This is a genomic window from Ruegeria sp. BC3 (assembly GCF_056539265.1).
Window position 1 is genome coordinate 51,136 of record NZ_JBQFUP010000006.1, and the last position, 12,751, is coordinate 63,886.

At 49.3% G+C, this 12,751-nt stretch carries 10 protein-coding genes and 1 tRNA gene; 9 read left to right on the forward strand and 2 right to left on the reverse strand.

Annotated features, from left to right (window positions below; genetic code table 11):
• The first annotated feature begins 51 nt into the window (after nucleotides 1–51).
• The 9 genes from ACR0MV_RS16180 to rfbA all read left to right on the forward strand — a co-directional run bounded on the left by ACR0MV_RS16180 (nucleotide 52) and on the right by rfbA (nucleotide 10,888).
• On the forward strand, nucleotides 52–483 hold the full coding sequence (locus tag ACR0MV_RS16180) for a sugar 3,4-ketoisomerase (protein WP_480702824.1): 432 nt from the start codon (nucleotides 52–54) through the stop codon (nucleotides 481–483).
• A gap of 2 nt (nucleotides 484–485) precedes the next feature.
• Entirely contained in the window at nucleotides 486–2,093 is a 1,608-nt protein-coding gene (locus ACR0MV_RS16185) for an HAD-IIIC family phosphatase (protein WP_480702826.1), read from the forward strand.
• Nucleotides 2,094–2,095: 2 nt separating this feature from the next.
• On the forward strand, nucleotides 2,096–2,320 hold the full coding sequence (locus ACR0MV_RS16190) for a hypothetical protein (protein ID WP_480702828.1): 225 nt from the start codon (nucleotides 2,096–2,098) through the stop codon (nucleotides 2,318–2,320).
• Between the two features lie 11 nt (nucleotides 2,321–2,331).
• Nucleotides 2,332–3,327, forward strand: a complete 996-nt coding sequence (locus ACR0MV_RS16195; RefSeq protein WP_480702829.1) for a GNAT family N-acetyltransferase — start codon at nucleotides 2,332–2,334, stop codon at nucleotides 3,325–3,327.
• Nucleotides 3,324–5,921 (forward strand): FkbM family methyltransferase, encoded by a 2,598-nt coding sequence (locus ACR0MV_RS16200; RefSeq protein WP_480702830.1) that lies wholly within the window; start codon nucleotides 3,324–3,326, stop codon nucleotides 5,919–5,921. The genes ACR0MV_RS16195 and ACR0MV_RS16200 overlap by 4 nt, the downstream gene beginning before the upstream one ends.
• A gap of 16 nt (nucleotides 5,922–5,937) precedes the next feature.
• Nucleotides 5,938–7,032, forward strand: a complete 1,095-nt coding sequence (locus ACR0MV_RS16205) for a DegT/DnrJ/EryC1/StrS family aminotransferase (RefSeq protein ID WP_480702832.1) — start codon at nucleotides 5,938–5,940, stop codon at nucleotides 7,030–7,032.
• Entirely contained in the window at nucleotides 7,016–8,425 is a 1,410-nt protein-coding gene (locus ACR0MV_RS16210) for a glycosyltransferase family protein (RefSeq protein ID WP_480702834.1), read from the forward strand. Before ACR0MV_RS16205 ends, ACR0MV_RS16210 begins: the two co-directional genes overlap by 17 nt.
• A gap of 467 nt (nucleotides 8,426–8,892) precedes the next feature.
• On the forward strand, nucleotides 8,893–9,933 hold the full coding sequence (rfbB, locus tag ACR0MV_RS16215) for a dTDP-glucose 4,6-dehydratase (RefSeq protein ID WP_480702835.1): 1,041 nt from the start codon (nucleotides 8,893–8,895) through the stop codon (nucleotides 9,931–9,933).
• A gap of 61 nt (nucleotides 9,934–9,994) precedes the next feature.
• Complete coding sequence (gene rfbA, locus ACR0MV_RS16220) at nucleotides 9,995–10,888, forward strand: glucose-1-phosphate thymidylyltransferase RfbA (RefSeq protein ID WP_480702837.1); 894 nt, start codon at nucleotides 9,995–9,997, stop codon at nucleotides 10,886–10,888.
• Between the two features lie 75 nt (nucleotides 10,889–10,963).
• Here rfbA and ACR0MV_RS16225 read toward each other — a convergent pair whose 3' ends face one another.
• Nucleotides 10,964–11,974, reverse strand: a complete 1,011-nt coding sequence (locus tag ACR0MV_RS16225) for a glycosyltransferase family 8 protein (RefSeq protein WP_480702839.1) — start codon at nucleotides 11,972–11,974, stop codon at nucleotides 10,964–10,966.
• 105 nt (nucleotides 11,975–12,079) lie between these two features.
• Nucleotides 12,080–12,156, reverse strand: a tRNA-Arg gene (locus ACR0MV_RS16230).
• Nucleotides 12,157–12,751 lie beyond the last annotated feature (595 nt).

Sequence of the window (12,751 nt, forward strand, 5' to 3'; positions counted from 1 at the left end):
AGAAACGGTGCTAAATCGCGCTAAAATTCAAAAAACTTGGATGTGCACCTCATGAAGCGGTCTGAACAAGATCATAAAGACCTATACGGGATTGTTGAACTACCGGTCCGTGGCGACGACAGGGGCAATTTGGTTGTTATTGAGCAACTCAAAGAGGTGCCTTTCGAACTTAAACGCATGTTTGCGATTTATGGGACCGTTGGTGATGAGCCGCGTGGAAGCCATGCCAACCGGCGTTCGCGTTTTGGGTTTCTTTGCCTTAATGGTCGCTGCAAGGTCAAACTGATCGCGCCCGACGGTGAATTCGCAAGCATAGACTTGGACTCGCCTTCGAAACTTCTCTGGATTGAACGGATGGTCTGGAAAGAGATGTACGATTTCAGCGAGGATTGCGTTCTGGTTGTCGTATCAGATAACCACTACGATGCGGAAGAATACATCCACTCGATTGACGACTATAAAAACATGAAGATAAGTGGCTAAAAATGGATAAGCTTCTCGAATTTCACAGCCTCACATCAAGCCAAAGCCTCAAGCGCGGCGACCTCATTGACAGAGGCGATCATCAAGCCCGCCAGATTAAGCTCAACGTCATTCGCAACCATTCCTTCGAGTTGGTGGCGGCAACACTCGATGCTTTTCTAGAAGTTTCGGGCCTTAGAGCAGAGTTCAGCTACAGCGACTACGATGATGCTTTTGCAAATGTTGACTTTTCGACAGGAGCGGACGCACACATCCTTTGGGTTGATCTAGATCGGTATGATGAGAATGGACGCAAGCATATCGTTTCTCGCTTGAACGAACTTGCTCAGGGCGCGGCAGATCCAGTTGTCATCGTGCCCATCGGCGCGGATTTCGAGGCCAAAGAACCTTTGTTCAAAGCGGACGTTACGCCAATAGTCGACCGCCTTGGTGACATGTTCTTTGATGAGCGACTCGCAAGCTTTACCGGAACACGTTGCAGCCCGGACGCGTGTCTGGAAATGTCCCGACTGCTGGGCCTTAGCATCATTCCTGCGGTGCTTCTGCCAGGGTTGAAAGCTGTCGTGGTCGACCTCGACAACACACTTTATAAAGGTGTGCTTGGAGAAGACGGCGCAGAAGGGGTTGTCTTGGAACCGGGGCATATTGCGCTGCAAAAAAAGCTGGTCGCGCTTTCCGAGCAAGGGTTCTTTATTTGTGTCGCGTCAAAAAACGAAGCCGAAGATGCAGTGCAATTGTTCAAGAGCCGCAGCGATTTCCCTCTTCGCCCTGAAAATGTGACCAAATTCATGGTCAACTGGAATTCAAAGTCGTCCAACATCCAAGGGTTGGAAAAGTTCTTGAATATCCACCATTCCGCAATGCTGTTTGTCGATGATAACATGGGCGAGCTTTTTGAAGTGAGTAACGCGTTGCCGGACATCAAAATGTTTTGGGCTTCACCGGACAGCGAGGCCAACGCGCGTGGCGTGGCGGCATACCCCGGTTTGTTGAAATCCAAAGTTTCCGCAGAAGACATAGCGAGAAGCAAAGATGTACAGGCAAATGAGGAACGCCGTCGTCTGAAAGAGCAAATGTCTCCGGAAGACTATCTACGCTCTTTAGAGATCAAGATCTCCTTCAAGGCAAATCACCCGGAACAGGTGACCCGGGTTTCCGAGCTTTCCAGAAAGACCAATCAGTTCATTTTCAACTACAAGCGTTACTCGCTCGCAGAGGTGAAGGCTGCAGCTGAAAGCCCCTTGTCTTGTGTGATGACCGTATCCATGAGCGACAAGCTTATCGACAGCGGCATCATCGGCTGCCTGATTGCGCACAAACATGACAACACGATGCAGGTGGAGGACATGTTTGTAAGTTGCCGAGCTCTCGGACGTGGCCTAGACGATGTCGTTGTTCTAGGTGCGATCAAGTGCGCCGCAGCCCAGCTGGACTGCTCCAAGGTTAGGATCGAGTTCCAAAAAGGCGACCGAAACGGGCCGGCAGAAGACTTCGTCGCGAAGTTCCTTCAAGAACATTCCGCCGCAGCTTCAGAGCTCGACTATGTTTTCCCAGAAGGGATCGTCGAGATCTCCGTCCCAGAATTAGAAATGAAAGAACAGAGTCATTAATCATGTCAGATAACGTGTTGTCCTTTGTTGAAAGCCGTGCGGGCTTGGGTGATAAATTCCAAGCTCACTACGAAGATCCTGAAGTCTGGAGCTCATTCGACCGTATTGAGCACGCCTTGGCTGCCGAAGAGGAATTTGGGATTCAGTTCACACCTGAGGAACTGACGGAGTTGGGCTCTCCCAAAAGCTTTGTCGACGCTATTCAAGCCAAACTGAACGGAAGCTAAGGAGCGGATTGGTGGTAGATGTACTTCGTTCACGTCGACTGACGGGGTTATCCTTTCAATTGCGCCCCGTTTCTGAGGACGATGCAGAGTACATCGTCAAATTGCGCAGCGTTGACAGCCAAAAGCAAAAGTACCTCAACCCCATTTCCCCCGATGTAGAAGCGCAACGGGCATGGCTTCAGAAACAAGCCCGGGCCGAGAATGATTATTATTTTCTGGTCGTAGATCGGTTCAACCAGCAGACTGTGGGCTTGATCGGCTTGTACGACATTGAACAAGGCCGGGCAGAGTGGGGTCGCTGGATTATTGAAGATGGTAGCCTGGCTGCTATCGAAAGCGTCAACCTTCTGATGTCGTTTGGTTTTCATGATTTGGGTTTGACTGAAATCTACTGCCGGACCGTATCCGAAAACTCCGGTGTCGTTAAATTTCACGACGGTTACGCAAAGCGTCGACCGGCGACCGCACCCAATACCGTAGAGCTGCGTGGCGAAACATTCGAACTTGTAGAACACGTTCTGACCAAAGAAGAATATGTAGAATCGACAGCTTCAAAATGGGGACCCTTTTGTCAGAACATCTTTAATCGGCGCCTGAAGGCAGAGTTGGGTGTTTTTGAGTTTCATCATATTGGAATCGCTGCAAAATCGATTGAAAGTGCGGCCGCTGGGTATCGTCTTGTAGGCTATTCGGACGAGGCCCGGTTTACCGATCCCGGGCAAGGTGTGCATGGCCTGTTTATGACCGCTCAATCCCAGCCACGCATTGAGTTACTCGAAAATATGGAAGGCCACAAAACCCTGGACAGCTGGCTTTCGCACAGCGTCACACCTTATCACTTTGCATACTATGTGAAGGATATTGAGAGTGCTATGACAACAATGGGGCGACTTGGCATTCGCGCAATTACTCCGGTTAAGCAGTCCGTTTACTTCAAAGCGCCAATAGTCTTCATGGTGATGCCCAACAGATTTATTGTCGAACTCATCGAGACTTCCGAAAAATGAATCTGCCTATCGTATTCTATTTTCCATGGCGTGAAGCGTCCGGCGGTCCGGTTTACTTGACATCCATAGCTCGGCGGTTGGCTGAAGTATATTCAGGCAACGTGTATTATACTGATTTCAAAAACGGCATCACGGATCCTATGCTCGAGGGATCTAGCGTCAAAAAGCTCGAATTGGAGGACGGGCATTTTGGCGTCGAGTTGCAGGAACCTGTAATACTGGTTACCCCGATTTACTGGGCGCATTGGTTGCCCGATCTGCACCCGGACAGTAGGATTATTTTTGTCAATTGGCATAACCTGTGCGTGCCGGTTTTGAAAGACTCCTGGAACATTGACTCTGGTCGTCTTCGCGAGTTTTTGCAGACAGTGAGTGAAAATCACGCTGTTTTCTTTTGCGATGCTGCACATCGACAAGCCCAGGCGGACTATGGGATTCCGTTTGACGAAAACTATGTGCCCATTGGCGTAGAACCGAGCCCAAAGCGAAAAACGACCTATCATGCACCTGAAGGGGAAATCAGGATCGCAATTCTTGGGCGCCTGTCTATCGACAAGGTGTTTGCGGTAACCAACCTGGCCAGGCATTTCGATGCCTATAACTATGACGGCAAAAAAACTCTCTACGTCATTGGAAATGGCCCGGAAGAAAGCAGGATCATTCCTGAGGATTATCCCTCGTTGAACATCGTGTTTACCGGACCAATGTTTGACGAGAAACTCGATGAATTCTTGATCGACAACGTCGACGCCATGTTTGCGATGGGTACATCAGTGTTGGCGTCAGGCCGGTTGGCCATTCCAACCATTGTCGTGTGCAATGAGGTTCACGACTACGATGACAATGTTTTTGTCTACCTTCAGGAGACAAAAGGGTTTTGCTTGGGGTGGCAAGTTGAACAAGCACCTGAATTTGATCTGCCCATCCGGACTTGTGCAGAAATTCTGGACGATCTGCTGAGCGCTGATAGGCAAAAACAACTTGGTGACAGCGTCCACGATTACGTTTCAAAATTTCACAACGCAAAATTTGCTGCCGACGAATTCATAAAGGCTGCGCGCAAATCGACGCTTACATATGGCAAAGCGAAAGAGACATTCCTTGGCTGGGAAATCGAGAAGAAAACATACCGGCTTGGCTTCAAGGGAAGGCTTCGAGCCGTGCGATATACCAGCGACATGTTGGAACTGCGCTACAAAGACAAGCTAATTCGCCGAATGAAGTTCAAGGGCTTTGAATACAAGATGTGGCTCTTGTTTATTGCCCTTCTTGCGATTCTTGCGTTTCCGGTGACTTTGCTTCTGATTGCAACGAACTTGCTCCGAAAGGCCAAAAAAAACCGACGGGCCAAACGTGTGCTAAACAAACAGCTTGCAGATCTTGTGGAGCACCGTATCCCCGACTTGGCTGCCAAACTAGACCGTCAACATACAGAAATTGAGTCTCAGGCCGGACGCCTAGAGGCTCAGATCGCTCTAATTGATAACCAAACCGCCCGGATTGAATGTCAGGCTGCGCAACTGGAAGTACAATCGTCAAAAATTACAAACCAGTCTCTGCGAATTGAGGCACTAAAATCTGAGGTAGTACAGGAAGTCTCCGACAACACTACGACTGCCTTATCGGGACCGCCAACGAGCTATGTTAACGGCGGTGCCTACGTGGCGCATATGGATACGTGCGACACCATTATTGATAGGGACTCATTCGAAAAATTCGCCGGCGATATCGCACAATTGTATTTGGATTTGGTTGCTGACCTTGATGACGAGAGCCGACGCGTCGTCACAAGGGTATTAAAGCGCATTCGCGAATATTCGGCCTATAGTGCCGGAGCCTTCCAAATTACCCGCGAAGAAGAAAGTACGTTCCGCGAGTTGATGGATTTCCACTACAATCGCATCCTCAAAGTGTCGGACAAATGGTATCTCTATGATGGAAAATACCATTTGCCTTCGGCAGATATCTCATCGACGGCCTTCTTCTACAAACATTTCATCACAGAGCTAGAACATCCTGAAGCCTTAAAGAAAAAGGCAATGATCGATGTAGGTGCATATTTTGGGGATTCAGTCTTGGTCATGCGAGAGTTTACCAAGAGAGAAATTTGGGCCATTGAACCAAGCCGCGAGAACTATGAGCTTCTAAACGAGACGATTGAACAAAACGGGCTGACAGATGTTCGGCCCCTCAATATTGGGCTTGGTAGCAAACCGTCTGAAATGGTGGTGGTGGATCAGGGCGATCAGTCACACTTGGTAAATTCATCAAAGGGTAAAACTGCAAAACAAGAGACAATCCCGGTACGCACCCTAGATTCTTTGGTAGAAGAACATGGAATCGAAGTAGGCTTGATCAAAATCGACGTCGAAGGCATGGAGTTTGATGTCCTGGAGGGTGCTCGCAAGACTATTCTCGAGCACAAGCCGGTTCTACTCATCAGTATTTACCACAATTTCGACCAGTTCTTTAAGGCTCGGAAGTGGGTCGAGGAATTGGGTCTAGGGTACGGTTTCAAGATTCGGAAGCCTTTGGATAGGTCGATTGCAGTTGATACCAATCTGATATGCGAACTAAGCACCACCGACGGCTGAATGTAAGGAATTAGCTATGATCAGCTTTTTGAATTTGAAAGAGGTTAACGCCCGCCACAGCTCAGAGATCGCTCAGGCCATGCAGGACGTTCTCGATAGCGGGTGGTACGTTAGAGGCACACAGTATCAAGAGTTCTGCAAAGAATTCGCGGCATACTGCGGGTCTCAGCACGCGATCGGTGTTGGCAATGGTTTGGACGCACTTGAGCTCTGCCTGGACGCACTGGAGCTGGAAGCGGGGGACGAGGTTATTGTTCCGGCCAACACCTACATTGCAACAGTGCTCGCCGTCTCCAGAATGGGATTAACACCAATACTGGTTGAGCCCGATCCGAACACCTTCAATCTTTCGAAAAATGGACTTGCGCAAGCTCTGACATCCAAAACACGGGCAATTTTGGCAGTTCACCTGTATGGGCGTCTGGCCGACATGCCCGCTATTTGTGAGTTTGCCAAGGATCACGGACTGTACGTAATTGAAGACTGCGCGCAGTCTCATGGCGCTACGCAAAATGGAACAAGAGCAGGAAATTTTGGAGATATATCAGCGTTTTCATTCTATCCAGGAAAGAACCTTGGTGCTCTTGGCGACGGCGGTGCCGTTGTGACGAATGACGCCAAGCTGGCGGCCAAAGTAGACATGCTTTCCAACTATGGGTCGCGACAAAAATACGTGAACGAAGCCAAAGGCCGAAACTCGAGATTGGACGAATTGCAAGCTGCCATTCTGCGGGTCAAACTAAAGTACTTGGATAACGAGAACGCCCGCCGTCGGGAAATTGCTCGCGCATACTGCGATGGTATCAAAAGCAACCATGTTACGCTGCCTGAATTTCCCAATGATGCGCTGACTAGTGTCTGGCATTTGTTTGTGGTTCGGACAAAGAGCCGAGACTTGTTGGAGAAGCACTTAAATGACAAGGGCGTGCAAACCTTGGTTCACTATCCAATACCGCCTCATCAGCAAGCTGCGTATGCGGAACTGTCGGATCTGTCGTTCCCGATAACGGAAGCTATCCACAACGAAGTTCTATCATTGCCCATCGACCCGACAATGTCAGATGATGATGTTCGGAATGTTTGCGAGGCGTTGAATGCATTCACGGCGTGAATTGCTATCGAGGACGATTGCAAACGCCCAACGTTTCGAACGACTATGCTTTGAACTTGCCGCAGAAAAAAACCCTTCAAAAAAGATGAAGGCTATTGAGGCAGCGGCTCATTTTGCAAATGGAACTGGTGCAGGCGTCTATCGATCATCTGTACTCGAATCCGCACTTTCCGAGTTGGCAACAGCGATACCGGGCCACAGTAGTTCGGGACAAAACATCCGTTCGGGTGTACTTCACGTAATGAGCAAAGCCTTTCCCTGGGGAGGCCACACGCGGGTCGTGGAACGGTGGATAGAACTCGATGGAAATTGGCGCTCTCAATCTGTGGTTCTCACAGAACAGGGCAATCAATCAATTCCAGACCTTTTGTTCGAAGCCACAAGGAATTGCGGCGGATCAGTCAGTAAATTACGGAACAAAGGCTCTATCCAAAAGCGTGCTCGAGAGCTCAGGTCCATCGCGCTTGGGTTTGACTTCGTTATACTACACATACACATGCATGACGTCGTGCCATCACTTGCTTTTGGCCTGCCTTCTTTTCCCGTACCCGTGATATTTTATAATCATGCGGATCACCGCTTCTCAGTTGGGATGGAGGTCGCTCACGCTGTTGCCGAGACGCGCAGTTGGGGGCAGGATCTGACCAGGTTGAGACGGGGTATTTTGAACAGCCAAAGGCTGGGAATCCCACTGTCCACAAAAGCTATAACAACGCGCACAGATTCTAGTACCATCCGCCAAAAACTCTCGCTTCCGAAAGAAGCAAAACTAGCCTTTGCTTCTGCATCCCAATACAAGTTCAAACCTTTTGTGGATCTAAACTTTTTTGCAACGCTGAAGGAAATCTTACGGAAGGATCGCCGCACCTGGCTCCTTCTTGTTGGAGTTACCGAGGAGTTTTCCAGAAAACAGTTGCTAAACGTCGGCTGCAACGAATTAGACCTTCAACGGGTAATCTCAATCCCTGCATGCGACGAAACAGATTTTAGGTTCTACCTGAGCGCTGCAAATGTGGCGCTTGATACTCTACCCGAAAACGGCTGCACTGCTGTTATGGATTACATCGACATCGGCGTTCCGGTTGTATCCAGAAAGACATTTATTGGTCAAATGGACTACATTTTGAATCAACAGGAATATGTCTCAACTGACAATGAATTTGTTGAAAGAAGCTTGAGCTTACTGGACAACAACCAGAGTTGCGTAGAAGCCGCCAAGAGGCAGTTTGCCAGCCTGTACGATGATTGTAGCAACGAGGTGTTTATGGCAAGACTCGATAAGCTATACGCTTCAGCTGGCGAGCGAAAGCCCGTTGGTTTGCCTAACGATCACCTCTTTAATGGCTTTTCTGATTTAGACTTGTTTCACACGGACCGAACCACATTCATCTAGAATAAGACTGCAATTCTGGCCAAGTTTTCTCCGAAAAACTTCAGTAGTGGCGCTGGATATTTCCATAGGCACGAGCTTTTTTGTCGTTCGTTGGAACACAGAAACTCCGAACGGAGGCATCAAAAAGCAAGTGCTCTTTGTATCGGAAGCCAAATCACGCACGCTATTGTCAACCGCTATGAAGCACCCTACAGATCACGGAACTGCTGGTAACACAGCACCAATAGCGATATGCGAGGAACTCGCATCATGAACTCAACGAGAGGGTTGACAGCGTTGATAGAGTTCTCAATTCCACGACAGCGCATCTACATCTGAATTTTGATTTATTCCGATCTATCCGGACATGGAGCTGATGTGAATCACGGACTCCAGCGCGCACCAAAAAATTGGAATTCTCTTTTGGCTGGGGTAGAGCACTTTCGAAACGAAGAATTCTGCAGACTTTAGATAAATGAGGTAGTGACGTGAAAATTTTGGTAACGGGCGGAATGGGTTTTATTGGCTCAGCAGTGGTTCGTCTCGCAGTTTCCAACGGCCATTCTGTTGTCAACGTAGATTCACTGACCTACGCGGCATGCACCGATAATGTCGCAGCCGTAGCAGACGACCCAAAACATGTCTTTGAGAAAGCCGACATCCGTGACGGCAAAAAAATGTTGGAGTTGTTAGAGCAGCACAAACCTGATGCAATCATGCATCTTGCTGCCGAAAGCCATGTAGACCGCTCGATTGATGGGCCAGGCGCATTTGTCGAAACCAATATTGTCGGGACATACCGCCTTCTTGAGGCAGCTCGTCATTGGTGGGTTTCACGGGGTCGCCCCGAAGGATTCAGATTCCATCACATCTCGACAGATGAGGTGTTCGGTTCGCTGGGGTCTACAGGGTTCTTTGTTGAAGACAGCCCCTACCAACCCAATTCACCCTATTCGGCATCCAAGGCCGGATCGGATCACTTGGTACGCGCATGGCACGAAACTTACGGCCTACCGATCGTGATGACCAATTGTTCTAACAACTACGGCCCTTATCAGTTCCCGGAGAAATTGATCCCCGTGGTTATCCTAAAGGCTTTGGCAGGCGAGGCTATTCCAATTTACGGAAAGGGCGACAATATACGAGATTGGCTTCACGTTGAAGATCATGCCGAAGCTCTGCTTTTAGTGCTAGATAAGGGTGCACTCGGCCGAAGCTACAATATCGGCGGCGAAAACGAGATGACTAATCTTGAGCTTGTAAAAAAACTATGCGGAATTCTGGATCGTCTGAGACCCGGTGCAGCCCCATATTCCGATCAGATTACATTTGTAAAAGACCGCCCTGGACATGACAAACGTTACGCGATCGATGCTGCTCGCCTCAGAGAAGAATTGAACTGGAGGCCGTCCCACACGCCGGACTCTGGCCTGGAGCAAACAGTTCAATGGTACCTTGATAACTCTGACTGGTTAGGAAAATTGAAATCCCGATCGGGTGTAGGCGTTCGGCTAGGGAACTCCGACTAGTGTTAATTCAAACAGCAACGTGGCGACAGTTGCGTTTAACAGAGATTGAAAAGGGATCAAAATGAAACGCAAGGGCATTATTTTGGCTGGCGGGTCAGGCACCCGCCTGTATCCGATCACTATGGCCGTTTCCAAACAGCTACTGCCGATCTACGACAAACCAATGATCTATTACCCCCTCAGCGTCCTGATGTTGGCAGGTATCCGTGAAATCGCCATTATTACAACTCCGCAGGATCAAGCCCAATTTCAACGGCTTTTAGGCGATGGAAGTCAATATGGTCTCGAACTCACTTGGATCGTGCAGGAGTCTCCAGACGGTCTGGCACAGGCTTATCTGCTTGCCGAGGACTTCTTGGATGGAGCACCGTCGACCATGATCCTAGGCGACAACATTTTCTTTGGTCACGCTTTGCCAGAGCTATTGGCAGCGGCAAACAATCATACTGAGGGCGGAACCGTCTTTGCATACCGGGTAGCTGATCCCGAACGTTACGGTGTTGTCGATTTTGACGGCGATAAGGTGCGTCACATTGTTGAGAAGCCCAAAAACCCTCCATCGCGATACGCTGTAACTGGCTTGTATTTCCTAGACGGAGATGCCCCGAAACGAGCCCGCAGCATCCAGCCGTCTGAACGAGGAGAGCTAGAGATCACCACATTGTTGGAAACGTACCTGGCCGACGATCTATTGAACGTGCAAACGCTCGGGCGTGGTTTCGCTTGGTTCGACACTGGTACGCATGCATCACTCCTGGATGCGGGCAACTTTGTACGCACACTTACCGAACGCCAGGGTATGCAAGCTGGAAGCCCCGACGAGATCGCTTGGTTGCATGGGTGGATAGATAGTTCTGTTTTGGCAGAACGAGCCGAAATCTTCAAGAAAACGCGATATGCTGACTATTTGAAGATGTTGCTGGAAGATAAGATGATGCACCCTAAGGTCCATTGATTCCACTCTGTCAGTTGGTCTTGCGTGGCTATGAGCCTGGGTTCCTCGGCTTTCCGCGTTATCCTCAGACCCTCACTAACAGGCATTCACTATCCGACGCGACTTGCTGAACCTGTTGCGCGCGAAGTCTATGATTTTTCTTCTTGCCTGTTCGCCGTGCGTTTCGCGCCAAGGTGTCTGGTTTCGAAGGTCCCAGTAGAGTTCGCGCAATGGATGGTTGCAATCGGTTTTCCAAGGCTTTCGTCGATCAGTAAAATGCAAGATACCAGGTTGGATCATGGCAGATTCAGCATCTGCCTGCGTGTAGGCAGGCTTCAGGTCGTTTGGCGTATACAGTCTGGTGTTTGCGTTCCAACGTAGGTCGAGTTTGAGAGCACGGTCTTCAAACATCAGGTTAAGAATATCCTGGTCTTGTAGTTCGATCTCAACATCTTTTCGCGCTGCTGTCTCCGCGACTTGACCTGCAAAGGTTACAGGGTCGATCGCTTCTAAATTGAATATCAGCACCCCAGCATTGAAATAGAACGCACTTCGGGTCAAGTTAAGCCGCTCGGCTTGCGTTACCCCACCTTCATCCGGGGCTGCGGCTATCTGAGCAGCCTGGAGATCGGTCGCCCAAAGCTTCTGCAACCGGTCAGTTACAATCGTATCGCAGTCAAGATAGATTACACGGTTGGTAACGGCGCAAAGGACTTCCGGTATCAGGAGGCGGATGTATGTCGCCCGAGAGATATGTTCGCGGTTATCCGGAAAGTCACTTAGCCTGTTTCCATCAACTTGGTACCAAAAGATTTCTGCGTTGCGCGACAGGCCTTCAAACAAGCTTCTCGCGTTTTCGCCCAGTTCATCCGTGGACAAAACATGTACGTTCAGTTTGCAGGTATCTCCAACAGAACGCATCGCCGACAACAGCGTAACCGCTGCATGGGGAACAAACTTCCGATCGAATGTCAGGCACACATCAATTTCTTCAACCGGCACTTCGCAAAATCCATTGGCGAGTTGCTTGTTAATGTTCTGTATGATTTGGCCCCTTTTGCTCATCAGAGATTGCGCACTCATTTTTCTGCCTAACTGATCGTTCATTTGTCTTAACGGATACTAGAGATTGGAAAACAATCACCCCGTTTCTCTAGGCCGCCCAACCATAATCTCCAGGTTCTTTAGGCAAACATATCGAGAGCCCGATAATGGCGACCCCGGCAGGATTCGAACCTGCAACCTGCCCCTTAGGAGGGGGCTGCTCTATCCAGTTGAGCCACGGGGCCATTTTTTGAACGAACTTCGCTTCTTTGCATAGCAATTGATCAAACACCAAAAAGGAAACAGTTCTAGAGCACTGCTTATTCCATCATTGCTGTCATTCCAAGAGGATCAACCTTGCGGTTCTCCGACTTTGCTCAACTTCACAATTGTCCCGTCGGCGTTGGCAGCTTGATTATCCTGTACTACCTCCGCTCTGTCGGGCGCAATGAAGGGTCAAGACGAGGACAGCGGGACTATACAGTTTAGGAACAAAAGAGTTCGCCAAGACAATATTTCCCTGTCGCGCTGTACCTCTGCCTTTCAGGCCAAAACATCTGGCGCAACAGACGATCATTGCACTGATTCAGAAATGGGACAGAGACTACCTGCCCATCATCATTTTAGGGTTTCTTTCGGTTAGGACGTCTCATTCGCAAAATCTCACTAACAAAAGCACTTGCGTAGACCGTTTCCAGGGCCTTGATGTTTCTAACTTACAGTCGTGCACAGGTGCTTTCGCTGAGTCTGGGAGTGCGTTGAGAGCCGGATGTTCCATCCGATTGCATGAAGGGAAAATGGGCTGAGTAGATTGGCAGCCTCCCTAACTGGACCGTTCTC

Coding starts and splice junctions, on each gene's coding strand:
- ACR0MV_RS16180 (WP_480702824.1), top strand. CDS start 52: ATGAAGCGGTCTGAACAAGATCATAAAGACCTATACGGGATTGTTGAA.
- ACR0MV_RS16185 (WP_480702826.1), top strand. CDS start 486: ATGGATAAGCTTCTCGAATTTCACAGCCTCACATCAAGCCAAAGCCTC.
- ACR0MV_RS16190 (WP_480702828.1), top strand. CDS start 2,096: ATGTCAGATAACGTGTTGTCCTTTGTTGAAAGCCGTGCGGGCTTGGGT.
- ACR0MV_RS16200 (WP_480702830.1), top strand. CDS start 3,324: ATGAATCTGCCTATCGTATTCTATTTTCCATGGCGTGAAGCGTCCGGC.
- ACR0MV_RS16205 (WP_480702832.1), top strand. CDS start 5,938: ATGATCAGCTTTTTGAATTTGAAAGAGGTTAACGCCCGCCACAGCTCA.
- ACR0MV_RS16210 (WP_480702834.1), top strand. CDS start 7,016: ATGCATTCACGGCGTGAATTGCTATCGAGGACGATTGCAAACGCCCAA.
- rfbA (WP_480702837.1), top strand. CDS start 9,995: ATGAAACGCAAGGGCATTATTTTGGCTGGCGGGTCAGGCACCCGCCTG.
- ACR0MV_RS16225 (WP_480702839.1), bottom strand. CDS start 11,974: ATGAACGATCAGTTAGGCAGAAAAATGAGTGCGCAATCTCTGATGAGC.